This window comes from Synechococcus sp. L2F (assembly GCF_024345695.1).
Classification (GTDB): domain Bacteria; phylum Cyanobacteriota; class Cyanobacteriia; order PCC-6307; family Cyanobiaceae; genus MW101C3.
Genome location: NZ_JAGQBP010000001.1, coordinates 958357 through 980744, shown reverse-complemented (window position 1 = coordinate 980744; position 22388 = coordinate 958357). Strand labels below are relative to the sequence as shown.

Here is a 22388-nt window from a genome sequence, read left to right as displayed (position 1 = left end):
CGGCAGGCGGGCCGGCACGCGTGGGCTGGACGGGGCTCAGCCGCCGCCGACCCTGCAGAGGTCTCTCACCAATTGCTGTTCAAACTCGCTCTGCGGGGCATCCCAGCTCTTCCAGGCACCAGCTTCGCCGGTGGCATTGAGCTTGCCGGCCGTGCAGTTGACCGCCAGGAAAATCGATTGGCCGGCGCTGTTCAGGGCCGGGGCCACCATGCTGCCGCCCAGAGGCTGCCAGTTGGCGAAGTCAACCTGAATCGGGCCGTAGGTGCGCCATTCCGGCGGTTTGGGGCCGGCCGATCTGGCAGCGGTGGCCGCCGGTTTGGGACGGGGGGCGGGTGCTGCCGCAGCCGCTGGCCTGGGTTGGGGGGCTGCTGCTGCTGGGGCCGGGCGGGTGGCAGCGGGCGCGGGTTGGGTGGCGGCTGCCGGTGCCGGCCTGGGCTGGACTGCTGTAGCCGTGGCAGCAGGTGCGGGGCGCACGGGCGCCGGCTGGGCTGCAGGTGCCGGTTTGGGTTGGGCGGTCGCTGCCGGCGCCGGCCTGGCGGCCACTGGTGCCGGTTTGGGTTGGGGCGTTGCGGGTGCCGGGCGCGCAGGTGCGGGTTTGGCGGCTGCGGGCTTGGGCGGCGCGGGCTTTGCGGCGGCGCGGGCGGCTGCGGGTGTGCTGGCGCGCAGCACCAGGCGGCTGCCGGCCTGGATCTCGTCGGGTTCGGTGAGCTTGTTGAGCGCCATCAGCCGCGACATCGGCACCCCGTAGCGATCGGCGATGCCGGAGAGGGTTTCACCTGGTTGGACGGTGTGTTCGCGGGCGTTCCTGTTCACCGCTGCGGGACGGGCGGCGGCGGGGGCGCCGGGCACCACCAGGCGGGTGCCCTCGGCCACCATGTCCGGGTCGCGGATGCCGTTGAGCTCGATCAGGCGCTGCACCGTGGTGCCCAGCCGGTCGGCGATCTCGGAGAGGGTTTCGCCCGGCTTCACGGTGTAGCTGCCGCGCCCACCAGTGGAAGAGCCGGCGCCGGAGCTGGCTCCACCGGGCACGGTGAGGCGGGTGCCGGCCGTGACCAGATCCGGATCCTTGATGCCGTTCAGCTGCATCAGGCGGTTGAGGGACACGCCATAGCGCTCGGCGATCTCCGAGAGCGTCTCCCCGGGCTTCACCACGTGCTGGGCGGCCAGTCCCGGCAACGGGAGCAGCAGGGCGAGGGCCAGGGCGACGATGGCGCGGCGCATGGGCAACGATCAGCTGGTTGAACCTTAAGGAGAACCCTCTGGCGCGCCAGTCCCCCGGCGCCAAATCGTTGGTCCGGTTCAGCCCATCAGCCGCTTGATCAGGCCGAGACGGTCGCCGTAGGGGGGATAGCGCAGCGGCACATCGAAGCGGAATGGGCGCCGCAGCACGCTGCGCAGGTGCGAAAAGGTGTCGAAGCCCGACTGGCCGTGGTAGCGGCCCATGCCGCTGGGGCCGACGCCACCGAATGGAAGCTCGGGCACCCCCACCTGCATCACCACGTCGTTGAAGCAGACGCCCCCCGAACTGGTGCCTGCCAGCACCTGCTCCTGGGCGGCGGCACTGCTGCTGAACAGATAGAGCGCCAGCGGCTTGGCTCCACGCCGCACCCGGGTGATTGCCTCATCCAGCGAAGCCACAGGCAGCACCGGCAGCAGGGGACCGAACAGCTCCTCCTGCATCAGCGGATCGTCGGCCGCATCGACCGCCAGCAGGGTGGGGGCGATGCGCAGGCGCTCCGGATCGATCTGGCCGCCGGCCAGCAGCTGCCCCCGCTGCCGGGCGCCCTCCAGCAGGCCGCACAGCCGCTCGAACTGCGGGCGGTTGACGATGCGGGCCAGATCCGGCGACGCCAGCGGGTCCTCGCCGTAGCAGCGCGTGATCTCCCGCGTCAGCCGCTCCACCAGCGCCGGCCGCACTGAGTCTTCCACCAGCAGATGGTCGGGGGCGATGCAGGTCTGACCGGCGTTGAGCCCCTTGCCCCAGATCAGGCGACGGGCAGTGGTGTCGAGGTCGGCGTCGGCCAGCACGATGGCCGGGCTCTTGCCGCCCAGCTCCAGGGTGACCGGGGTGAGGTGACGCGCGGCCGCCTCCATCACCAGCCGGCCCACCCGGCCGCCGCCAGTGAAGAAAATGTGATCGAAGCGCAGCTGGAGCAGCGCGCTGGCCACAGCTCCGTCTCCTTCCACCACCTGCACCACATCGGGCTCCAGGTGGCGCGCCACCAGCTGGGCGATCAGGGCCGAGGTTTGCGGGGCCTGCTCCGATGGTTTCAGCACGGCGCTGTTGCCCGCCGCCAGCGCACTCACCAGCGGCTGGATGGTGAGTGAGAAGGGGTAATTCCAGGGGCCGATGATCAGCACGCAGCCGAGCGGCTCCGGCATCAGCCGGGCCTGGCCCGGCTTCTGGCTGAGCGGCACCGGCACCGGTCGGGGCGCCATCCAGCGCCGCAGCTGGCGCTGGCAGAGGCGCAGCTCCTGACGCACGGCCACCACTTCGAAGTAGGCCTCCACCGGAGGCTTGCCCAGGTCGGCGGCGAGTGCCGCAAGGATCGCCTCCTCCGCACCATCGAGCAGTGTCGTGAGCCGCGCGAGCTGCTCGCGACGCCAGGCCAGCGGGCGGGTGAGCCCCTGGCTGACCGGCTCACGCAGGCTGTCCACGGCGGGCATGGCCACGGCGGGCATGTCCGCCATGGGCATGGCGGTGGAGGCGGTCATGGGAACGGGCGAACGAGAATGGCTCCAGCATGGCGGCTGCTACCCGGCCACGGGGCCTGCTGGAGCGGGTGTGGGAGCGGCTGGCGGCCACAGCTCCAGCACGATGGTGAGGGCGAGAAGGATGGAACAGCAACTCGATCTCCTGCAGCCAACGCCGCCGGCCGGCACCCCTCAGACGGTGACGCGGGAAGGACTGGCGTTGCGCTACTGGCCCTTGTGGCTGGCGGATGCGGCGTCCTGGCTGGTTCAGCTGCGGACTGACGTGCCCTGGCGCCAGGAGCACATCACCCTGTTCGGCCGCACCCATCCGATTCCGCGGCTCACCTGCTGGATGGGCGATCCCGGTTGCCACTACGCCTACAGCGGTGTTCACCAGGCGATCGAGCCCTGGACCGCCTCGCTGCAGCAGCTGCGCCGGCAGGTGGAGGCCGCCGCCGGTTGCCGCTTCAACTCCCTGCTGCTCAATCACTACCGCGACGGCAACGACAAGCTGGATTGGCATGCGGACGACGAGCCCGAACTTGATCCCGAGCAACCGATTGCCTCCCTCAGCCTCGGGGCGGCGCGCAGTTTTCGGCTCAAGCCCCGGCAACCCTCCGCAGATGCAGAGTCACCGCTGAGCTTTGAACTGGGCGAAGGCGATCTGCTGGTGATGGATCCACCCACGCAACAGCACTGGTTGCATCAGGTGCCCCAGCGGCGGCGGGTCGAACGTGACCGTATCAATCTCACCTTCCGCGTGATTCGAAGGGGAGCGATTGCACAGCGGTGAACTCGATCGGGGCGTGTGGTTGCAAGGGTGTTGAGCTGAGTCTTTGGCAGGGACTTCGTGAGTGAGTGCGCCTAGACATTCGACAGCATTTCAATCAACGCCATTGCAGATCGATGGTCGCCCTCTGTGACAAGCAGGCAGGCACCACCACGGATACCTGGCGACGTGAGCAGTGGGCCATCCTCCCCAAGCGATCCGGCCCTAACTCCGCCCGTCGCCCCCACTGGGACGATCCTCCTGCTCCTCTGCGGTTGCAGTGCAAGCGTCGCCATCATGTTGGGGCAGTGGCCTGATGCTGTTCCGGGGTGTACTCAACGCGTGCAGAGATGCAGGGTGCGGTGGGCCGGTGTTGCGCAATCGGTTCTGGCTGAACGCAGCGTGCTGCAGTTGGGGGATCCGCGTCTTTGGCCGAGGCGGTCAGCCGCGCCGACGGCTACAGCCCCAGCTTGCGCCGCCCCTGCCACATGCCCACGCCGTAGCCGATCGCAGGTAGCAGCAGTGCAGGGCGCAAGGGCAACAGCAGCAGCAGGGCGATCCCCACCAGCCAGGGCAGCAGCAGCAGGCTGCCGAAGGCCAGCTGGCTCAGCCGCGAACGGCGAGCCAGGCTGCCCGAGCGCTGAACCAGCCGAGGCACGCCCTTGCCCAGGCCAAAGCCCAGCAGTGCGGTGAGAACGGTGAGCAGGATCGCGCCCATGGCGGGGTGGCAGCCGTTGGGAGTCTGCCGCCCGGTCGCTCCCGGCGATGGGGACCGCCTGGCCGCACCTTGCCAAGGGGATCGGCAGCCCGAAGGTCCAAGTGAATGGCCGGAAAGGGTTGGGAGGAAGCCCTTGACGAGACTTGAACTCGTGACCTCTCCCTTACCAAGGGAGTGCTCTACCGCTGAGCTACAAGGGCATGTGGAAGGTGGGCCGGGTTGGATTTGAACCAACGTAGGCAGAGCCAGCGGATTTACAGTCCGCCCCCATTAACCACTCGGGCACCGACCCGCTCCACCCGAGAAACTTACCAGTCGACCTTCCCCATGCAGCTCCTCGTGCTTCACGGCCCCAACCTCAACCTGCTGGGGCGCCGTGAGCCTGGGCTTTACGGGGTCAGCACCCTGGAAGCCATCAACGCGGCGCTGACGGCCCAGGCAGCGGCGCAGGGGGTGGACCTGGCCTGTTTTCATAGCAACCACGAGGGTGCCCTCGTGGACCGCATCCACGAGGCAGCCGGCGTCTGCGACGGCATCGTCATTAACGCCGGTGCCTACACCCACACGTCGATCGCCATCCGTGACGCGCTGCTGGGGGTGGCGTTGCCCTTTGTGGAGGTGCACCTCAGCAACGTCCACGCCCGCGAGCCGTTCCGGCACCACTCCACCCTGGCTGACCGGGCGGTGGGCGTGATCTGTGGCTTCGGGCCCGCCAGCTACAGCCTCGGCCTCGACGGCCTGGTGGCCCACCTGCGCGCCCAGGAGCCGGCATGAGCACCACCGCTTCCCTGCCGCTGGCGGCCGGCGTGGCCGTGGCCGCGCCGGCCCGGGTGAAATGGCTGACGGCGCCCAGCAGCGACGCCTGGTTGGAGCAGGCCCTGGCCCACCCCGAGCTGCTGTTGATCGACCATGCCCACTGCGAACGCAAGGCGGCGGGCGTGGCGCTGCAGCTGATGTTCCGCTACCCCTCCGACGGGGAGCTGGCCGCGGTGCTCAGCCCCCTGGCCCGTGAGGAGCTCGAACACTTCGAGCGAGTGCAGGCCCTGCTGGAGCGGCGAGGCCATGCCCTGCGCGCCCTGGCAGCCCCGCCCTACGGCGCCGCCCTGGCCGGCCAGGTGCGGCGGGGCGAGCCGCAGCGCATGCTCGACAGCTTCCTGGTGGCCGGCCTGATCGAGGCCCGCAGCCACGAACGCATGGCCCTGCTGGCTGCCCACAGCCCTGACCCGGAGCTGGCGGCCCTGTACGGCGATCTGCTGGCCAGTGAGGCGCGCCACTTCGGCGTCTACTGGGTGCTGGCTGAAGCGCGCTTCAGCCGCGAAGCCACGGTGGAGCGGCTGGAGCAGCTGGCGCTGGCGGAGGTTCAGGCCCTCACAGGAGTGTTGGCCGATCCAGGGCTGGTGCGGATGCACTCGGTGGGGGTGGGTTGAGCCTGCTGGGCTGCCGCTTCCGGCTCGCCTCGCCTCAGACCGCGGCCAGCAGTTCGTCGAGCAGGGGGAACCGTTCGGCGATGGCCTCACCGGTGAAGGTGGCCACCCACCCCTCCGGGTTGTCGAAGAAGCGCAGGGCGGCGAAGTGGGGCTCGGGCCCCATGTCAAACCAGTGGGGCGTGCCGGCCGGCACAGAGATCAGGTCGTTGCGCTCACACACCACCTGCAGCACCTCATCACCGAGGTGAAGGCAGAACAGGCCGCGCCCTTCCACGAAGAAGCGCACCTCGTCCTCGCTGTGGGTGTGCTCCGAGAGGAACTTCTGCCGCAGCGCCACCCGATCCGGATGGTCGGCCGTGAGGCGGATCGCATCGACGGTGGGATAGGCGCCGCTGCTCTGCAGTCGGGCGATCTCCTCGGCGTAGAGCGCCAGCAGCGCGTCGGCAGTGGTGGCCTCGCCAGTGGCGGCCCGGGCCGGCCAGCGCTCGAAGCGGATGCCGCGGGCCTCCAGCTCCTGGCGGATCCGGTCGCCGTCGCTGGTGCGCAACGTGGGCGGGCAGGGGGTGGCGGCAGGGGCGGCGCTGCCATCGCTGGGCAGTTGGTGAATGGCCAGCAGAGTCATCGGGGTGGGCACGGGCGATGGCTCCAGCCTATGGAAGCCTTGCGGGCCGGAGGTGCGGGTGTGTTGCGGCGCCGCCGCAAGGCCTGAGCACGCCACTGGCGCGTGGCCCATGGGCTGAGCCGCTGGCGCCACGGCGTGATGGGATGAACCCCACGGATCTGGTGGCAGCACCCAATGAGCGAGGCCCCCTCGGTGCCCCCAGGCTCCCCCGGTTTTCCCGGCCTGTCAGGCCTTCAAGGCCTGCCCGACCCCGCCGGCGCCGCTGCCTTGCCGGGGCTCACGCTGGTGGGTGTGGGTCCGGGCGATCCGGATCTGCTTACCGTGGCGGCGGTGCGGGCGATCGCCGCTGCCGACCTGGTGGCCTACCCGGTGGCCCAGGCGGGTGGGGAGGGAATGGCCGCGGCGATCGCGGCGCCGTGGCTGAAGCCGGAGCAGGCCACCTTGCCGCTGGTGTTTCCGATGGTGGCGGAGCCTGAGCCGCGCCGCCAGGCCTGGCGGGCTGCGGCTGAGGCGCTGGCGGCCGCGGTGGCCGCTGGCCGCCGGGTGGTGCTGCTCTGCGAGGGGGATGTGTCGCTCTATGCCAGCGCCTCGTACGTGCTGCTGGCTCTGCGCGATGCCCACCCCGCCTGCCCGGTGCGGCTCATCCCCGGCATCCCCGCCGTGGCCGCGGCGGCGGCCGCCGGCCACTGGCCTCTGGCCCTGCAGGGGCAGGGGCTGCTGGTGCGCCCCACGCCCGATGCGCCCGGGGTGCTCGATACCCTGCTCGACGCCATCGCCCTGGAGCCCCCGCCGGCGCGCACCGGCCTGGCCCTGCTCAAGCTGGGCCACCGCTGGAGCTGGGTGCGGCCCCTGCTGGAACGGCGCGGGCTCCTTGGGGACGCCCTGTTCGCCCAGCGGGTTGGCTGGCCCGATCAGGTGGTGGTGCCGGCCGATGCGGTGCCCTCCGAGCAGCGGCCCTACTTTTCGCTTCTGCTGATCCGATCCGGCTGGCCGTCGGTACTTCCATAGCGCCGGCGCCCCTCGGCTGTGACAGCCTTTGGCTGGCTTCCCCACCCCCCACCAACTGCTCCATGACCCCGATCGACTGGTTCTCGCTGCTGCATCCGGTGCTGGTCATCCTGTTTGTGTATCCCGTGGTGGGTGCCACGATCCGCCTCGGCCTGCTGGCCCGTGAGCGCCGGCTCAAGATCCACCCACAGCCGCCCACCGTGGGGGTGGAGCACGCCGACCATGGCCGCTGGCTCACAGCCGGCATCGTGGTGGCGGTGCTGATCGCCCTCCTCTATTCCTTCATCAGCAAGTTCGTGGTGCCGGAACCCCCCTTCACTGGCGGGGCCGGACGTCTGGCGCTGCTGCTGCTGGTGAGTGCCGGCACCTTCGCGAGTCTGCTGGGGCTCTGGCGGGCGAAGAAAGCGCCACTGCGGGCAAGCTTCGCCCTGCTCACATGGGTGGGCCTGCTGGGCCTCGGCAGCCAGCCGGAGATCTGGCGCCTCAGCGACAACCCGCTCAGCCCTGCCTTCTGGAGCTCCCACTACTGGGCCGGCGTGCTGCTCACGGGCCTGATGCTGTTCTCGCTGGCCTCCAAGGCGGAGATCTTCCGCTCCCTGCGGATGCGTCGCCTGCACATCACCGCCAACGTGCTCGCCTCCGTGCTCTTTGCCGTGATGGCGATCACCGGCACCCGCGACCTGCTGGAAATCCCACTCAGCTGGCAGAAACCGGCGATCTATTCCTGCAACTTCGAGCTGCGCACCTGCCCAGCACCGGCCCAGTCAAGTGTTGACGCTCCTGCCCCGTCAGCCAACACAGCGACGGTGTCAGCCGCTGCCGCTTCCAGCAGTGCCCTGGCCTCCGCAGGGGTGGGCGCGCGCATCAGCTGATGGCGCAGTTGGGCGGCGCCGGCGAAGCCCTGGCAGGTCCAGCCCATGTGCTTGCGGGCGATCTGCAGGCCTTTCGCCCCTCGGTAGGCCACCAGCGCCTGCAGGTGCTCGGCCGCCAGGGCCAGCCGCTCGGCCGGCGAGGGGTCCGGTGGCACCGGCCGGCCGCTCAGGGCCGCGTCGATGCGGCCCACCAGCCAGGGGGCTCCCAGGGTGGCTCGCCCCACCATGACCCCATCGGCGCCGGTGATGGCCAGGCAGCGCAGGGCTTCTTCGGGGGAGGTCACGTCGCCGTTGGCGATCACGGGAATGCGCAGGGCCTGCTTCACCCGGGCGATGGCGGCCCAGTCGGCGCTGCCGGAGAAGCCCTGCTCCCGTGTGCGGCCGTGCAGGGTGAGCGCCTCGGCACCGGCCTCCTGCAGACCGAGGGCGAAAGCCACCGGATCGGCGCTGCTGCCGCACCAGCCCAGCCGCGTCTTCACCGTGACCGGCACGCGCACCGCAGCCGCCACCGCCGCCACGATCTCCGCCGCCAGCGCGGGCTCGCGCAGCAGGCCGCTGCCGCCGCCTTTGCGCGCCACCTTGCGCACCGGGCAGCCCATGTTGATGTCGATCAGGAAGGCGCCCGCCGCCTCCGCCCGCCGGGCGGCCTCGGCCAGGGCCTGGGGACGGTGGTCGAACAGCTGCACCGCGATCGGCCCGCTCTCGCCGGCCAGAGCCTCGAACTTCTCACTGCCGTGGCCCCGCTCCAGGCAGGTGGCGTGCACCATCTCCGTATAGAGGAGGGCGTCGGGAGCCCAACGGCGCACGAAGCCCCGAAAGATCTGGTCGCTCACCCCCGCCAGGGGCGACTGGAACACCCGGCAGCGCAGCTGGCGCGGCTGGCCGCGGCCCTGAAGCTGAAGTGGAAGCGGTGGCAGGGTCATCAGAGGTTCATCTTCCCGCTGCTCAGCGCCGCGCTGACCCGCCGAACAACTGCCTCGTTGACCCGACCAACCACCGCCTCGCTGAACTGCTGACCCGCCGCTTCGCCATGACCGCCGCCTCCCCCCATCCGCTCAGTCGCCAGTTGCTGCAGCTGATCCTCGACGACCGCACCAGCGACCGCTTCGTCTGCGAACTGGTCTGGCAGCGGCTGGGCTACGCACCCGCTGACGGCCTGGTGGATGGGCCTGCTGCTGAGGCGGAACCCACGGCAGAGGCCACCACCGCTGCCGTGGGCGCCGCCGGCGCCGCACAGGGGCCAGCGCCGTGGCGCGCCACCACCGCCACACCGGACGACTGGGCCTTGGCCTACCCGCTGGCGCCGCCGCTGATCGCTGAGCGTCCGGCCAGCGTGCGGCTCACCCGCTCGATTGCCGCCGCCCACAAGCAACTGCTCAAACACCAGCTGGGCTTCGCCGGCTACCGCATCGGCGAGCTGTTTCCCCGCCGCACCCGCCGCGCCACGGCGGTGAACTGGCTGCTGGCTCACCTGGCCGAGCGGGGCGAACCGCTGCCGGACACAGGGCCGCTGCCACCGCTGCTGCCGGAGCCGGCCGATCCGGTGGCGGGGCACCCTGGAGATCTGCCGGTGCAGTAGCCGGTGGACCGCCCCCGAGCCACGTAGGCCCCCCGTTCAGATCCCCATGGCCACCCCATCGAGCCGGTGATCCACGCCGGCCTCCAGGCTGGTGCAGTGGCCGGAGTCGTCGCGATGGAGGCGCACCATCTGGGCACCCCCCTTGAAACCCACGAAGCCATAGGAATCGCCGAGCTGATGGCCGCGGGTTACCAGCTCGTGGCCCACGTCTGGATTGAACTGCGGATCGATGTGAACCGCACCGCTCTGCATGACCAGCTTGAAGCGCGGGGCATCCACGGCCTGCTGGGGATTCATGCTCAGATCGAGGGCGTTCACCAGGATCTGGGTGAGCCCCTGGGGGTGGGCGTTGCCGCCGATCACCCCCATCACGAATTCAGGCAGCCCATCGCGCAGCACCATCGCCGGCAGGATCGAATGACGCGGCCGGTGGCCGGGTGCCAGGGCATTGGGATGGCCCGGCTGGCTGGAGAACTGGGCCGCCCGGTTGTTGAGCAGCACGCCCGTGTCGCCCGCCACCAGCCCGGAGCCGAACAGTCCGCTGATGCTGGTCATCAACGACACGGCGTTGCCCTCACCGTCCACGGCGCACACGTAGCTGGTGTCGCCCGAATGGCCGCCCTGGGGCCGGGTGGCCGGCCGGGCCAGGGCCGTGATGCGGCTGCGGGCGGCGGCCAGTCCGTCCGGGCTGAGCTGCTGCCGCACCAGTTCGAGCATCGATGGGGTGGGCTCCCCCACCCCATCGATCGCCAGCTCAAAGCCGAGGCGGATCGCTTCGATCTCATGGTGCAGCCGCTCCGCCTCGCCCATTGCGGCGAGGGGCAGGCCGTCGAGGATGCCCAGAGCATGCAGAGCCACCACCCCCTGGGAATTGGGTGGCAGGCCCAGCACCTCCCGGCCGCGGTAGCCCACGCTCAGGGGCTCCACCCATGCGGCGCGGTGCTGCTGGGCGGCCACGTCGGCTGTGGTGGTGGGCACACCGCCCGCGCTGATCGTGGTGGCGATCGCCGCGGCCACGGGCCCTTCGTAGAAGCCCTGGCGGCCCTCCCGGGCCACGCGTTCCAGGGTGTCGGCCAGCTGCGGCAGGCGCATCAGCTGGCCCGGCTGCGGGGCGCTGCCATGGGGCAGAAACACCTCGCGAAGCTCTGATGAGGCGCTCTGCCCCAGCATCGCGGCGCCAACGGCCCAGAACCCCGCGATCGATTCGCCCACCGGGTAGCCCTGGCGCGCATAGGCGATCACCGGTTCCCACAGCTGCTGCAGCGACTGGGTGCCGAACCGCTCCAGCAAGGTGCACCAGCCATCCACGGCGCCGGGAATGGTGACCGAGGCCGCGCCGTGCTCCGGCATCAAGGGGCGTGCTCCGATGCGCTCGAGGCTGGCGCCGCTCGGGGCCATGCCGCTGCCATTGAGACCCAGCACCCGCTGGTCCTGCGCCGACCACACCAGCACCATGGTGTCGCCGCCGAGGCCGCTCATCATCGGCTCGGCCAGCGCCAGCATCCCGGCCATGGCTACCGCGGCATCGGCGGCGTTGCCGCCCTGCTCCAGCACCCGCAGGCCCACGCGGGTCACCAGCGGCGAGCTGGAGGTGACCATCGCACGCCCGGCAAAGACGGGTGAGCGGCGATGAAGAAAGGCAGGGTTGGCCATGGCAGCGCGCGGCTCTGGCGGTCAGGCCGCAGTCTGGTGTGGGTGGCGCCTCCGCCACAGCGGCTCAACGGTGTTGAAAGGTTCGAGCGTGCAAGGTTCCTGCTTCCAGGGCTCGGAGTTGCAGGGTGACGCCGCCAAGACTTCTCCAGGCCGGCCACAGCTGAGCCAGCCTGTAAGGTCGAAAAGAGATCGTTGATCGGGATATTACGTTTTGGCGCTACCAGTCGTCGCCGTCATCGGGCGCCCCAACGTGGGCAAATCCACTCTGGTGAACCGGCTGTGCCGCAGCCGGGAGGCAATCGTCCACGACGAGCCAGGTGTCACGCGTGACCGCACCTACCAGGAAGGGTTCTGGGGCGATCGGACCTTCAAGGTGGTCGACACCGGCGGCCTGGTGTTCGACGACGACAGTGAGTTTCTCCCGGAGATCCGCGAACAGGCCAACCTTGCTTTAGCCGAAGCGGTGGTGGCCGTGGTGATCGTCGATGGCCAGGCGGGGGTCACGGCGGCGGATGAATCGATCGCCGAATGGTTGCGCGGCCAGAACCGGCCGGTGCTGCTGGCGGTGAACAAGTGCGAGTCGCCCGATCAGGGCCTGGCGATGGCCGCCGACTTCTGGGGCCTCGGCCTGGGTGAGCCGTTTCCGATCTCGGCCATCCACGGTGCCGGCACCGGCGATCTGCTCGACAAGGTGATCGAATTCCTGCCTCCCGCCGACGCGGAGGAAACGGAGGAGCCGATCCAGCTGGCGATCATCGGCCGGCCGAATGTGGGCAAATCCAGCCTGCTCAATGCCATCTGCGGTGAGCCCCGGGCGATCGTCAGCCCGATCCGCGGCACCACCCGCGACACGATCGACACCACGATCGAGCGGGAGGGTCGTCTCTGGAAACTGCTCGACACCGCCGGCATCCGCCGCCGCCGCAGTGTCAGCTACGGGCCCGAATACTTCGGCATCACCCGCAGCTTCAAGGCGGTGGAACGCAGCGACGTCTGTGTGCTGGTGATCGACGCACTCGATGGGGTGACCGAACAGGATCAGCGCGTGGCGGGCCGCATCGAGGAAGACGGCCGCGCCTGCGTGATCGTGGTGAACAAGTGGGATGCGATCGAGAAGGATTCGCACACCATGACCGCGATGGAAAAGGATCTGCGGGCCAAGCTCTACTTCCTCGACTGGGCACCGATGCTGTTCACCTCCGCCCTCAGCGGCCAGCGGGTGGAGAGCATCTTCTCGCTGGCGCTCCTGGCGGTTGAGCAGCACCGGCGCCGCGTCACCACCTCGGTGGTGAATGAAGTGCTGCAGGAGGCTGTGAGCTGGCGCTCGCCGCCCACCAGCCGCGGTGGCCGCCAGGGCCGTATCTATTACGGCACCCAGGTGGCGGTGCGGCCGCCGAGTTTCACCCTGTTCGTGAACGATCCCAAGCTGTTCGGCGACACCTACCGCCGCTACGTGGAGCGGCAGATCCGGCAGGGCCTGGGCTTCGATGGCTCGCCGATCAAGCTGTTCTGGCGCGGTAAGCAGCAGCGCGACGCCGAGAAGGAACAGGCGCGTCAGCAGGCTCGTTCCGCCATCCCGTGAAGCGGCTCCACTTCCTGCAGCACTGAATGGACTGGCTGAAGCAGCTCCCGATCGGCCAGTACGTCGATGGTGACAGCGGCTGGCTGCGCCGCGTCGATGCGCGCCTCAAGCTCGCCTGGACCCTGGCGTTCCTGATCACACCGATCCTGGCCGGCCCCGTCTGGCGGCTGGCGCTGGTGGGGGCGTTGCTGCTGATCACGGCGCTCTGCGGGCTGCCGTGGCGGCTGTGGCGCCGCAACCTGCCTCTCCTGCTCGCCCTCAGCCTGCTGGTGGGGCTGCTCTCTGCCTTGCTGCCGGCCGGTGGCGCGGGCACTGCTCAGCTCTCTCGCGATCCGGCTGAGCTGCGCCTGGCGCCGGCGCCGCCGGGGGCACCGCCGGTCGAACGCAGCGGTGAGCCCTGGGAGGTGCTGCGCTGGGGGCCCGTGCAGCTGGGGCCGCTGCCGCTGGGCCCACTGGTGATCAACCGCCGCTCGGCGGAACTCGGCCTGAACAGCGCCACCCTGCTGTTCACCCTCATTCACAGCGCCAACCTGCTGCTGCTCACCACGCCGCCGGAAGAGCTGGTATGGGCACTCAGCTGGGGCCTCACCCCTTTGGGCCGGTTGGGGCTGCCGGTGGAGCGGCTCGGCTTCATCCTGCTGCTGGCGTTGCGCTTCCTGCCCCTGGTGCAAGAGGAACTGCAGAACCTGCTGCGCTCGATCGCCACCCGGGCACTCAACCTGCGGCGACTGGGCTGGAAGGGAGTGCTGGGGCTGGGGTTGGCGGTGGCGGAACGGCTGCTGGCCAACGTGTTGCTGCGTGCCGAGCAGGGGGCCGATGCGCTGGTGGCCAGGGGCGGCCGCTGGGTGCCGCCGCAGCAGCTGCGGCTGGGGGTGCCCGTGGCCCGACGTCTGAATCTCATGGCCTGCCTGCTGCTGCTCCTGCTGCTTGGGCTGCGGTGGCAGTACGGTGCGCTGTGATTGGTAGCCGAACAAACCATCAGTGAGCGCTGAGTCGAGTACCGAGCGATATCTCAACCATCCCACCTTCGGGCTCCTTTACTGGGTGGCACCGGCCGGAGAGGGCCGCGATCTGTTCGCCACCCTTTACGCCCAGCGGATGTTCTTCCTGGTCACGGCGCAGCCGCGCGGCGCCCATTTCGAGGTGATTCCGCTGATGGATGCCCGCCACTACGCCGAGCAGAACCTGGCGCGGGCCCGGCGTGACCGCAGCGAAAAACTCGGCCATTGGCGCCAGCTGTTCGACCAGACCTTCATCTGAAATGGGCGCTGACGCTCCAGCGGCCCTGGCGGTGCGGTGGCAGGCCCTGCAGGAGCAGTTGCCGTCCGGTTCCCGCCTGCTGGCGGTGAGCAAGGGGCAGACGGCCGAGCGCATCCGCGACCTGGCCGCGCTCGGGCAGCGCAGCTTCGGCGAAAGCCGCCTGCAGGAGGCCGAGGCCAAGCAGCTGGAGCTGGCGGATCTTCCCCCCCTGGATTGGCACTTCATCGGTCGCCTGCAGGCCAACAAAGCCCGGGGGGTGCTGCGCCACTTCGGCACCATCCACTCGCTCGACAACCTGCCGCTGGCGCTTCGCCTGCAGCGCATCGCCGCCGAGGAGGGCCTGCAGCCGCGGGTGTTCCTGCAGGTGAAGCTGCTGCCCGATCCAGCCAAGGCCGGGTTCGAGCCCGAGGAGCTCGACCAGCTCTGGCCCCAGCTGCAGGCGTTGGCGCCGTTGCAGGTGGTGGGCCTGATGACGATCGCGCCGCTGGGGCTGGATGCAGCCGGCAGCCGTGCCCTGTTCAGCTCCTGCGCCGCGCTGGCGGCCCGTCTGGGGTTGCCGGAGCTGTCGATGGGCATGAGCGGCGACTGGCGCGAGGCCGTGGCGGCCGGCAGCACCTGGGTGCGGCTCGGCTCGGTGTTGTTCGGCCCCCGCGGGGCCTGACCGGGGCCCCACGGGGACTTCGGGGCCGCCCCGGGCCTGCGCAACGCGCTTGCCCCGGCCAATCACGGCGGGGGCCTGAGGCCGCCTTCGCTAGGGGGTGGTGGGGGCGTTCGCCACCCGGCGGAAGCATGAATCCAGTGATTTCAAGGGTTGCGACCAGTTGCAACTGGGAGCGTGGGACGCTATTCAGGTACTGACCTCACGAAGGAACCAAAGGTGTCGTTGTTCTCCCGCCTCCGTGCCGTCGTCTACGGTGACGACTATCTCGATGGCGAGTACGACGAACTTGACTACGACCCCGGTGACGACCAGGCCCAGACCGCCCAGTCGCGCGCCACGCAGGTCGGCAGCGGCAGTGCCCTGGCCCTGTCCTCCCCCTTCGGCTCCGACGACCTCTTCCCCGGCAGCAATGTGATCGGCATGCCGGGCCTGTCGGCAACGGCCGCGGAGGTGACCCTGATGGAGCCCCGCAGCTTCGATGAGATGCCCCGTGCCATCCAGGCCCTGCGTGACCGCAAGACCGTGATCCTCAACCTCACGATGATGGAGCCGGATCAGGCCCAGCGGGCCGTGGATTTCGTGGCAGGCGGCACTTTCGCCATCGACGGCCACCAGGAGCGGGTGGGCGAAAGCATCTTCCTGTTCGCGCCCAGCTGCGTCACGGTCACCACCGCCTCGATGGAGGAGCCCTCCTCTCCCACCATCGTCTCCACCCGCGACACCGGCTCCGATGCCGATGCGGCCCCCAGTCCGGCCTGGGGCCGCTCCGACTTCGCCGTCGGCGGCTGAGCACGTCTTCTGAGCACGTTTCCCGCCACCGCCACCGGTCCATGACCGAGCACGCCGGGGCCTCTGAGCCCCTCCTGTCGGGCCTCGGGATCATTGGCCTGGGGCAGATGGCCCAGGCCTTGCTGCTGCCGCTGCTGGAGCAGGGGGATGTTCGCCCTGCTGCCGTGCGGGCGGTGGTGGCCAGCCCTGCCTCCGCCGAGCAGCTCCAGCAGCAGTTGCAGGTGGCTGTCTGTGCCGCCGCCGATGGGCAGGCGGCTGCGGCCTGGCAGGCGCCGGTGGTGCTGCTGGCCGTCAAGCCGCAACAGCTCGCGGCGGCGGTCACGGCGGCTGCAGATGCGGCGGCGGCAGTTCGAGCGGCACACAGCCGATCAGGGGCGTCCGCCGCGGCATCGGCCACACCCCCAGCTTCTGGTTCAGCAGCCTCCGCCTTCCCAGGAGCGCCCTCAGAGCACGGCGACGCCTCCCCAGCGGCGTCCTCAGCGCACGGCGACGAGTTCCCTCTGCTGATTTCCGTGCTGGCCGGGGTCAGCCTGGCTCGCCTGCAGGCGTCATTTCCCGGCTGGCGCGTGGTGCGGGCGGTGCCGAACACTCCCTGCCTGGTGCGGGCCGGCATCACTGGACTGGCCTGGGGAGAGCAGCTCAGCGATGGGCAACGTCACTGCGTGCGCCAGCTGTTCGGCCGGGTGGGGCAGGTGCTGGAGCTGCCGGAGCCCCAGCTTGATGGGCTGCTGGCGGTGGCCTCCTCCGGCCCGGCGCTGATGGCGGTGGTGATCGAAGCCCTCGCCGATGGCGGCGTGGCCGCCGGCCTGCCGCGGGCGCTGGCACAGGAGCTGGCGCTCGCCATGACCGGCGGCACCGTGGCGCTGCTGCAGCAGAAGGGCCTGCATCCCGGCCAGCTCAAGGACATGGTGAGCAGCCCGGCCGGCACCACGATCACGGCCCTGCGTCAGCTGGAGCGGGGCGCCGTGCGTTCGGCTCTGATCGAGGCGGTGCTGGCGGCTGCTGAACGCAGCCGGGCGCTGGGCTGAAGCGGCGCCCGGTTCTCGGCTCCAGGCTCTCAGCTCCCGCCTCAGGTCGGGGTGTTGGGTTTGTCTGCGCCGATGCGTGGCTCGGTGCCGTCCATGATCCGGGCCAGGTTGCTGCGATGGCGCCACAGCACCAGCACGGTGGTGAGCAGGGCAAGGGCCAGATAGGCGGGCCGCAGCCCGGTGCCGGCGCTCTGGAAGGAGCCCAGCATCAGCAGCGGCAGGCCCACCGCTGCCACCACGCTGGAGAGCGACACGATGCGGGTGAGGGTGAGGGTGACGAGGAACAGCCCGAAGCTGGCCAGCCCCACCGCGGGCACCAGACCGAGCAGCACGCCCAGCCCGGTGGCCACGGCCTTGCCCCCCCGCCAGCCCAGCCACACCGGCCAGATGTGGCCGGCAAGAGCCGCCAGCCCCGCCGCCACCACCCAGGCATCGCCAGCGGCGGAGCCGCCGAGTGGCTCCACCACCGCCTTGGCCAGCAGCACGGCGGCCGTTCCCTTCAGCACATCCACCAGGAACACCACCAGCGCCGGGCCCTTGCCCACCTGGCGCAGCACGTTGGTGGCGCCGGTGGAGCCGGAGCCCAGCTGGCGCAGATCGACGCCGGCGCACCATCGCCCCGCCAGCCAGCCGCTGGGGATCGAGCCGAGCAGGTAGCCCGCCAGCAGCACGGACAGGATCAGCAGGGGATTCACAGCAGCTCCTCGTCGATGGCCAGTTCCGCTGGAGTGGCGGCGAAGGCGAGCCAGAGCGGGAACTGCAGCACCGGGACGTCGACCACCTGTTCGGCCGCATCGATCACGATGAACGGCAGCTCGCCGCGCTCCTCGAGCCGGTCGGCGCGCTCGATCAGGGCATCAGGCCGCTCGAACAGCACCACGCCGCTGTTAGGCCCGAAATCTTCACGGCTGAGCCCGAGGCAATCCTGCAGGCCGCGGCGCCATTCCCCCAGCCGCTCCGGCTGGCCGGCCAGCACCAGGGTCTGGAAGCGCTCGCCGTAGAGCTCGCCGAGGATCGCCACCGCCGCCGCCACCGTGAGCGCATTGCGGCTGCGGCTGCCGGCGCTGGCGTGGGCGCCACGCCCGCCCTGATAGAGGAACCACTCCTCCAGCAGAGCCGCGGCAGGGGCTTCCAGGCTGCGGCGCAGCTTCCAGGGATCGGCGTAGAAATCGGGCTGGCCCTGGAACCGCTCCAGCTGGCTGCGGATCAGGTCTTCGTCCTCGCTGAACAGACCCGCCGCCGCCGGGGCGGCAGGGGCAGCCGCGGCGGCCACTTCCGCCGGCTGATCCAGTGGCGAGGGCTGCACCACCACCGGCTGCACCACCAGCTCCATCTGCTCGGCCTGGCCGGCCAGATCCTGCAGCGCCACCACCAGGTAGTCCTGGAAGCCCTTCAGGCGCCGGGCGATCGCATCGGCCTGACCATCAAAGCTGCTCACCAGGCTCTTCTGCAGCTGGTTGCGGCGGGTTTCCAGCTCCTGGATCTCCGCCTCCAGTGCCGCGCGCCGCTCCTGCAGCTCCTTGAGGGCGAGCGCCTGCCAGGGCTCGAATGGCTTGGCTACAGGGGCCGGGTCTGCCGCAGGCGAGGGCTCGGCCGCAGGCGGTTCAGGCACGCTCAGGGGCGGCGGGGATTGGTCCGGCGGCACGCTGGGATCGGTCATGGCGAGGTGCTGACGTGCAGCTCCAGTTGTTGGCGCAAGGTGGTGGCATCAAACAACACCGGCAGCAGGTGAATGCTGCGCTGTTCACGGAAATAGAACAGCACCGGCACCGGGTTCCAGAACACGGTCCAGGCGATCCATTCGTCGTAGGGGAAGCGGCGCAGCAGCGTCGACTGACGCCACACCAGCAGGGCATCGCCGCTGAACTGCAGGCGCAGCAGCACGGCCTGCAGCAGCAGGAACAGCCCGAACAGCACCACCACGCCGCTGAGCCACAGCGCCCCCGACCACAGCGGCAGCAGGGCCAGGCCGGCCAGCCCCAGCACCACCACCCCCAGCGGCACCCCGTAGCGGGGTGCGAGCACCGTTCCGGCGGCGGGATCGAGCGTGGCGGCGGGGGAGGTCATGGTGGCGGCGGAGAGAGGCGGAGGTTCCATGCTGGGCAGCTGGCGGCCTAAGCGCCGAACAGCAGCTGGGTCAGCAGCACATCCATCAGGCTGACCGTGACCAGAATCATCACCACGGCGCCGGTGGTGCTGGTGCCCACCTCCTTGGGGCCGCCGCGGGTGGTGAGGCCCCAGCCGCAGGCGATCACGGCGATCTGCAGGCCGAACACCACCGCCTTGACCAGCATCGAGGGCAGGTCACTGGCGGTCATCCAGCTGCGCACGGAATTCCAGAACACGGTGGGCGGGATCGAGAAGAGAAAGGTGCTGCTCACCTGGCCCGACCAGACCCCCACCACGAAGAACACCAGGCACTGCACCGGGGCCATCACCACCATCGCCAGCACCCGGGGCACCACCAGGTACTCCACCGGATCGGTCCGCAGCATGGTGATGGCGTCGATCTGCTCGGTCACCTTCATGGTGCCGATCTGGGCGGCGTAAGAGGTGGCCACCTTCCCGGTAAGCAGGGTGGCGGTGAGCAGCGGTGCGATCTCGCGCGCCAGCCCCACCGAAAGGATGCCTCCCACGGCCACGCTGGCCCCCTGCTTGGTGAGCTCTGCCGCCACCTGGATGTTGAACACGGTGCCTGCCGCCAGCGCCGTGATGAACACGATCAGAAAGCTGCCGGGCCCTGCCTCCAGCAGATGTTCGAACAGGTCGTTGACGTTGATGCGCCCCCTGCCGATCGCCGCCACGGTCTGGCCGCCGATCAGGCAACTGCTGCCGAGGCGGTTGAGCCAGCGCGGTGACTTCATGGCTGGGCCTGAAGCAGGTGGGCGCCACGCTCAGGCCAGCGCCGCATCACGATCAGCCCCAGCACCACCAGCGTGGCGGGGATCAGCCCCATGCACAGGCGGATCGCGATCAGGGCCGTGTCGGGTTGGACGATGCCCCTGGCCGCCACGTAGCCACTCAGGCTCATCAGGTTGCCGAAGAAGAACAACGCCAGGCTGATGCAGATCTTCTGGGTGAACACCATCCAGGCGCTGTAGAGGCCGGCGGGCTTTTCAGGATCGGCGTCGATGGCATCCGGCAGCAGCGCCCAGGGGATCAGGTAGGCCGTCGAGGCGCCCAGACCCACCACCAGGATGGCCACCAGCAGCGCCACCAGCCGCAGCCCGTTCATCCAGGAGCCCACGGGCGAGAGGTCGGGATCGAGGGGGATCAGCAACATGGCGAGCAGGCAGCCGCCGATCCAGAGCGCCGTGCCCCGGTGCAGCGCCTGGATGCGGCCGTAGCGGTGGGAGAAGCGGTTCCAGATCTGCAGCCCCACGAGGGTGCTGATCTGAAAGGGCAGCAGGATCCAGTTGCTCCAGCTCTCCGGCAGCCGCATCACCACCGGCAGGTAGATGAGGGCGGCGGTCTGCATGATCTGCAGCGCGCACCAGAGCATCAGGTAGAGGCCGAGCACCTTGATGAAGCGACCGTTCTCGCGCACCCGGCGCAGCATGCGGCGGGTGGAGCCTTGCTGGCTGTTGGGCCGCTGGCAGTTGCGGGCCGCCGGGGCGATGCCCCAGGCGCAGACCAGGGTGAACACCGCGATGATGCTGCCCGACAGCACGCCCACCTTGAAGTAACTGCCGGGGTCCTGGTGGTTCTGGAGCAGCAGCCCTCCCAGCACGATGCCCACCAGCCCGGCGATGATCGAGCCGGTGAACCGCGCCGTGTTCAGGCGGGTGCGCAGGCCGGTGTCGGTGGTGAGCTCGGCCGCCAGGGCGGAGTAGGGCAGGTTGACGCAGGTGTAAAGGCTGTTGGCCACCACCGAGATGGCCAGGAAGATGCCGAACTTCACCCAGAGGCTTCCGGGCGGAAGCCACCACATCATCGCCATGGCGATCCCGAGCGGAATGGCGCTCCAGAGGATCCAGGGCAGGCGCGGGCCCCAGGGGCTGCGGGTCTTATCGCTGAGCCAGCCCACCACCGGATCGTTGATGGCATCCCAGAGGCGGGCCAGCATCAGCACCAGCCCCGCCATCCAGGCGGGCAGCCCGGCGGCGGCGGTATAGAAGATGAACAGGTAGAAGCCGATCAGCGACGCCGCCATGCCGGTGCCCGCATCGCCAAGGCCATAGGCCACCAACATGCGGCGCTGGAACCCCCTGGGTGCATCGATGGCGTCACTGACGCCGGTGGTGGAGCTCATGGCCGCAGGGTTGGCGGAAGGGACGACCGGATCAGGAACAACGGTCAACGGCCGGTGGCTTCACGCAGGCCATAATGCTTCAGCCGCAAAGGCAGTGGCACCGCGGGCCACACCAGCACGGCAACCGAGTGATACACCTGTATCCCTGCGGGCGTAGTTTAGTGGTAAAACCTCAGCCTTCCAAGCTGATGATGCGGGTTCGATTCCCGCCGCCCGCTTTCTTTTCACCAGGCTTCTTCTCTGTTCAGCAGGCTCCCTGGCTGCTCACCAGAAGGCCGGGCTGTTTTCCCCATCCTCCGCCAGGCCCGGCGATGGGGAAAGGGACGGCGCGGGCGGAGGCAGGGCGGCCAGGGGCGGCGCGGAATTGTTGTCTTTGAAGGTGGCGGCGATGGTGGCGAAGCGATCGGCTACCTGGCGGAAGGCTTCCACGATCACAGGATCGAATTTTCGGCCGACCTGGCTTTCGATGAAGCGGGCGGCTTCCTCATGGGAGAAGGCCTGCTTGTAGAAGCGTTTGGAGATGAGGGCGTCATACACATCGGCCACGGCCATCAGACGGGCGGACAGGGGGATGGCTTCTCCTTGCAGCCCCTCGGGATAGCCGCTGCCGTCCCAGTTCTCGTGGTGGTAGTGGGCGATCTCGCGGGCAAATCGCAGAAAGCTGCTGGGGGCATCCAGCAGACCTTCTGCTTGCGCAATGATGTGGGAACCCAGTTCCGAATGCTTCTTCATCACCATGAACTCTTCAGGGGTGAGCTTGCCTGGCTTCAGCAGGATGTGATCAGGAATGCCCACTTTGCCGATGTCATGAAGCGGCGTGGATTTATAGAGCAGCTCGATTGCCTCTGCGTCGAGCTGGCTGGCGTAAGGGGAGTGCCGGTGTAAGTGCTCAGCCAGAAGCTTCATGTAGTTCTGGGTGCGGCGCAGGTGCATTCCGGTTTCGTTGTCGCGGGTTTCCGCCAGTGATGCCATCGCCAGGATCGTGACGTCCTGAACCTTCTGGACCTCGCGGGTCTGGCGCTCCACTTCCTCGCGCAGGTAACGGTTGTGATCAGAGAGGAGGTCGCTGGCGCGCTTCAGGGCCACATGGGTGGCCACTCTGGCCAGCACGATGTCGGGGGAGAAGGGCTTGGTGATGTAATCCACGCAGCCATCAAGAAAGCCTCGCTTCTGATCAACTTCCTGGTTCAGCGCCGTGAGGAAGATCACAGGAATGTCCTGAGTGGCGGGGTCGGCCTTAAGCCGTATGCACACCTCATGGCCATCAAGATCCGGCATCATGATGTCCAACAGAATCAGATCCGGCTGGGGCGTCTGCAGGGCCAACTCCAAGGCAAGTGCGCCACTGGTGGCCAGGCGCACTTTGTACAGCCCACGCAGCAGGCCGTTCATCACCTGCAGGTTTTCCGGCGTGTCATCCACCACCAGCACGGTGGGCTTGCTTTGCCCAAGGCTGTCGGCGAGATGGGTCATG

Annotated in this window: 23 protein-coding genes, 3 tRNA genes and 1 pseudogene; 13 read left to right on the top strand and 14 right to left on the bottom strand. The window is 69.4% G+C overall.

The window, feature by feature from the left end; genetic code table 11:
* Positions 1-36 precede the first annotated feature (36 nt).
* Positions 37-1221, bottom strand: coding sequence for a LysM peptidoglycan-binding domain-containing protein (locus KBZ19_RS04920; protein ID WP_255099999.1), 1185 nt, complete (start codon positions 1219-1221; stop codon positions 37-39).
* Positions 1222-1299: 78 nt separating this feature from the next.
* A complete protein-coding gene (locus KBZ19_RS04915; RefSeq protein ID WP_399220091.1) occupies positions 1300-2715 on the bottom strand; it encodes an aldehyde dehydrogenase family protein in 1416 nt (471 codons plus the stop codon).
* Between the two features lie 121 nt (positions 2716-2836).
* Between KBZ19_RS04915 and KBZ19_RS04910 the strand changes: the two genes are divergently transcribed.
* Complete coding sequence (locus KBZ19_RS04910) at positions 2837-3487, top strand: alpha-ketoglutarate-dependent dioxygenase AlkB (RefSeq protein ID WP_255099998.1); 651 nt, start codon at positions 2837-2839, stop codon at positions 3485-3487.
* 433 nt (positions 3488-3920) lie between these two features.
* On the opposite strand, the gene KBZ19_RS04905 is transcribed toward KBZ19_RS04910, so the two are convergent.
* The 3 genes from KBZ19_RS04905 to KBZ19_RS04895 form a co-directional block, all read right to left on the bottom strand.
* On the bottom strand, positions 3921-4181 hold the full coding sequence (locus KBZ19_RS04905) for a hypothetical protein (RefSeq protein ID WP_094510017.1): 261 nt from the start codon (positions 4179-4181) through the stop codon (positions 3921-3923).
* Positions 4182-4309: 128 nt separating this feature from the next.
* A tRNA-Thr gene (locus tag KBZ19_RS04900) sits at positions 4310-4381 on the bottom strand.
* Between the two features lie 10 nt (positions 4382-4391).
* A tRNA-Tyr gene (locus tag KBZ19_RS04895) sits at positions 4392-4473 on the bottom strand.
* A 35-nt stretch (positions 4474-4508) separates the two neighbouring features.
* Here KBZ19_RS04895 and aroQ point away from each other — a divergent pair.
* Both aroQ and KBZ19_RS04885 read left to right on the top strand, forming a co-directional pair.
* Positions 4509-4955, top strand: a complete 447-nt coding sequence (gene aroQ / locus KBZ19_RS04890) for a type II 3-dehydroquinate dehydratase (RefSeq protein WP_255099997.1) — start codon at positions 4509-4511, stop codon at positions 4953-4955.
* On the top strand, positions 4952-5608 hold the full coding sequence (locus tag KBZ19_RS04885) for a tRNA-(ms[2]io[6]A)-hydroxylase (protein ID WP_255099996.1): 657 nt from the start codon (positions 4952-4954) through the stop codon (positions 5606-5608). Before aroQ ends, KBZ19_RS04885 begins: the two co-directional genes overlap by 4 nt.
* A gap of 34 nt (positions 5609-5642) precedes the next feature.
* On the opposite strand, the gene KBZ19_RS04880 is transcribed toward KBZ19_RS04885, so the two are convergent.
* Positions 5643-6230, bottom strand: coding sequence for an acireductone dioxygenase (locus tag KBZ19_RS04880; RefSeq protein ID WP_255099995.1), 588 nt, complete (start codon positions 6228-6230; stop codon positions 5643-5645).
* Positions 6231-6515: 285 nt separating this feature from the next.
* Between KBZ19_RS04880 and KBZ19_RS04875 the strand changes: the two genes are divergently transcribed.
* A complete protein-coding gene (locus KBZ19_RS04875) occupies positions 6516-7238 on the top strand; it encodes a precorrin-2 C(20)-methyltransferase (RefSeq protein ID WP_255100060.1) in 723 nt (240 codons plus the stop codon).
* Positions 7239-7300: 62 nt separating this feature from the next.
* Positions 7301-7918 (top strand): annotated as a pseudogene (locus KBZ19_RS04870) (DUF4079 domain-containing protein); the annotation flags it as partial.
* Positions 7919-7956: 38 nt separating this feature from the next.
* Here KBZ19_RS04870 and dusB read toward each other — a convergent pair.
* Positions 7957-9033, bottom strand: a complete 1077-nt coding sequence (gene dusB / locus KBZ19_RS04865; RefSeq protein WP_255099994.1) for a tRNA dihydrouridine synthase DusB — start codon at positions 9031-9033, stop codon at positions 7957-7959.
* 107 nt (positions 9034-9140) lie between these two features.
* Between dusB and KBZ19_RS04860 the strand changes: the two genes are divergently transcribed.
* Positions 9141-9689 (top strand): DUF1823 family protein, encoded by a 549-nt coding sequence (locus tag KBZ19_RS04860; RefSeq protein ID WP_255099993.1) that lies wholly within the window; start codon positions 9141-9143, stop codon positions 9687-9689.
* A gap of 36 nt (positions 9690-9725) precedes the next feature.
* On the opposite strand, the gene KBZ19_RS04855 is transcribed toward KBZ19_RS04860, so the two are convergent.
* Positions 9726-11342: a gamma-glutamyltransferase family protein gene (locus tag KBZ19_RS04855; RefSeq protein WP_255099992.1), complete on the bottom strand. Its 1617-nt coding sequence runs from the start codon at positions 11340-11342 to the stop codon at positions 9726-9728.
* A 211-nt stretch (positions 11343-11553) separates the two neighbouring features.
* On the opposite strand from KBZ19_RS04855, the gene der reads away from it, so the two are divergent.
* From der to KBZ19_RS04825, 6 genes are all read left to right on the top strand, one after another.
* Complete coding sequence (gene der, locus KBZ19_RS04850; RefSeq protein ID WP_255099991.1) at positions 11554-12924, top strand: ribosome biogenesis GTPase Der; 1371 nt, start codon at positions 11554-11556, stop codon at positions 12922-12924.
* A gap of 26 nt (positions 12925-12950) precedes the next feature.
* Positions 12951-13883: an energy-coupling factor transporter transmembrane protein EcfT gene (locus KBZ19_RS04845; protein WP_255099990.1), complete on the top strand. Its 933-nt coding sequence runs from the start codon at positions 12951-12953 to the stop codon at positions 13881-13883.
* Between the two features lie 22 nt (positions 13884-13905).
* Positions 13906-14184: a PipX family protein gene (locus KBZ19_RS04840; RefSeq protein ID WP_094510037.1), complete on the top strand. Its 279-nt coding sequence runs from the start codon at positions 13906-13908 to the stop codon at positions 14182-14184.
* Position 14185: 1 nt separating this feature from the next.
* Positions 14186-14845, top strand: coding sequence for a YggS family pyridoxal phosphate-dependent enzyme (locus tag KBZ19_RS04835; protein ID WP_255099989.1), 660 nt, complete (start codon positions 14186-14188; stop codon positions 14843-14845).
* A 216-nt stretch (positions 14846-15061) separates the two neighbouring features.
* A complete protein-coding gene (locus KBZ19_RS04830; protein ID WP_255099988.1) occupies positions 15062-15634 on the top strand; it encodes a cell division protein SepF in 573 nt (190 codons plus the stop codon).
* 41 nt (positions 15635-15675) lie between these two features.
* Positions 15676-16662: a pyrroline-5-carboxylate reductase gene (locus tag KBZ19_RS04825; RefSeq protein ID WP_255099987.1), complete on the top strand. Its 987-nt coding sequence runs from the start codon at positions 15676-15678 to the stop codon at positions 16660-16662.
* A gap of 41 nt (positions 16663-16703) precedes the next feature.
* On the opposite strand, the gene plsY is transcribed toward KBZ19_RS04825, so the two are convergent.
* From plsY to KBZ19_RS04800, 5 genes are read right to left on the bottom strand one after another with little or no spacing between them, the layout of a single operon-like run.
* Positions 16704-17357: a glycerol-3-phosphate 1-O-acyltransferase PlsY gene (gene plsY / locus KBZ19_RS04820; RefSeq protein ID WP_255099986.1), complete on the bottom strand. Its 654-nt coding sequence runs from the start codon at positions 17355-17357 to the stop codon at positions 16704-16706.
* On the bottom strand, positions 17354-18322 hold the full coding sequence (locus KBZ19_RS04815) for a DUF3086 domain-containing protein (protein ID WP_094510047.1): 969 nt from the start codon (positions 18320-18322) through the stop codon (positions 17354-17356). Before KBZ19_RS04815 ends, plsY begins: the two co-directional genes overlap by 4 nt.
* Entirely contained in the window at positions 18319-18759 is a 441-nt protein-coding gene (locus KBZ19_RS04810) for a DUF3119 family protein (RefSeq protein ID WP_255099984.1), read from the bottom strand. The genes KBZ19_RS04815 and KBZ19_RS04810 overlap by 4 nt, the downstream gene beginning before the upstream one ends.
* Positions 18760-18776: 17 nt before the next feature.
* Entirely contained in the window at positions 18777-19526 is a 750-nt protein-coding gene (locus tag KBZ19_RS04805; protein ID WP_094510051.1) for an ABC transporter permease, read from the bottom strand.
* The gene (locus tag KBZ19_RS04800; RefSeq protein WP_094510053.1) at positions 19523-20914 is read right to left on the bottom strand and encodes an MFS transporter; all 1392 of its coding nucleotides are present in this window, start codon (positions 20912-20914) and stop codon (positions 19523-19525) included. The genes KBZ19_RS04805 and KBZ19_RS04800 overlap by 4 nt, the downstream gene beginning before the upstream one ends.
* 147 nt (positions 20915-21061) lie before the next feature.
* On the opposite strand from KBZ19_RS04800, the gene KBZ19_RS04795 reads away from it, so the two are divergent.
* Positions 21062-21132 (top strand) — tRNA-Gly (locus KBZ19_RS04795).
* Between the two features lie 46 nt (positions 21133-21178).
* Here the strand turns inward: KBZ19_RS04795 and KBZ19_RS04790 are convergent.
* Positions 21179-22387, bottom strand: a complete 1209-nt coding sequence (locus KBZ19_RS04790; RefSeq protein ID WP_255099982.1) for an HD-GYP domain-containing protein — start codon at positions 22385-22387, stop codon at positions 21179-21181.
* Position 22388: the final 1 nt, after the last annotated feature.

Coding starts and splice junctions, on each gene's coding strand:
- dusB (WP_255099994.1), bottom strand. CDS start 9,033: ATGACCCTGCCACCGCTTCCACTTCAGCTTCAGGGCCGCGGCCAGCCG.
- KBZ19_RS04880 (WP_255099995.1), bottom strand. CDS start 6,230: ATGACTCTGCTGGCCATTCACCAACTGCCCAGCGATGGCAGCGCCGCC.
- KBZ19_RS04855 (WP_255099992.1), bottom strand. CDS start 11,342: ATGGCCAACCCTGCCTTTCTTCATCGCCGCTCACCCGTCTTTGCCGGG.
- KBZ19_RS04915 (WP_399220091.1), bottom strand. CDS start 2,715: ATGACCGCCTCCACCGCCATGCCCATGGCGGACATGCCCGCCGTGGCC.
- KBZ19_RS04800 (WP_094510053.1), bottom strand. CDS start 20,914: ATGAGCTCCACCACCGGCGTCAGTGACGCCATCGATGCACCCAGGGGG.
- KBZ19_RS04805 (WP_094510051.1), bottom strand. CDS start 19,526: ATGAAGTCACCGCGCTGGCTCAACCGCCTCGGCAGCAGTTGCCTGATC.
- KBZ19_RS04810 (WP_255099984.1), bottom strand. CDS start 18,759: ATGGAACCTCCGCCTCTCTCCGCCGCCACCATGACCTCCCCCGCCGCC.
- KBZ19_RS04845 (WP_255099990.1), top strand. CDS start 12,951: ATGGACTGGCTGAAGCAGCTCCCGATCGGCCAGTACGTCGATGGTGAC.
- KBZ19_RS04905 (WP_094510017.1), bottom strand. CDS start 4,181: ATGGGCGCGATCCTGCTCACCGTTCTCACCGCACTGCTGGGCTTTGGC.
- KBZ19_RS04885 (WP_255099996.1), top strand. CDS start 4,952: ATGAGCACCACCGCTTCCCTGCCGCTGGCGGCCGGCGTGGCCGTGGCC.
- KBZ19_RS04790 (WP_255099982.1), bottom strand. CDS start 22,387: ATGACCCATCTCGCCGACAGCCTTGGGCAAAGCAAGCCCACCGTGCTG.
- KBZ19_RS04920 (WP_255099999.1), bottom strand. CDS start 1,221: ATGCGCCGCGCCATCGTCGCCCTGGCCCTCGCCCTGCTGCTCCCGTTG.
- KBZ19_RS04860 (WP_255099993.1), top strand. CDS start 9,141: ATGACCGCCGCCTCCCCCCATCCGCTCAGTCGCCAGTTGCTGCAGCTG.
- KBZ19_RS04835 (WP_255099989.1), top strand. CDS start 14,186: ATGGGCGCTGACGCTCCAGCGGCCCTGGCGGTGCGGTGGCAGGCCCTG.
- KBZ19_RS04910 (WP_255099998.1), top strand. CDS start 2,837: ATGGAACAGCAACTCGATCTCCTGCAGCCAACGCCGCCGGCCGGCACC.
- aroQ (WP_255099997.1), top strand. CDS start 4,509: ATGCAGCTCCTCGTGCTTCACGGCCCCAACCTCAACCTGCTGGGGCGC.
- KBZ19_RS04815 (WP_094510047.1), bottom strand. CDS start 18,322: ATGACCGATCCCAGCGTGCCGCCGGACCAATCCCCGCCGCCCCTGAGC.
- KBZ19_RS04825 (WP_255099987.1), top strand. CDS start 15,676: ATGACCGAGCACGCCGGGGCCTCTGAGCCCCTCCTGTCGGGCCTCGGG.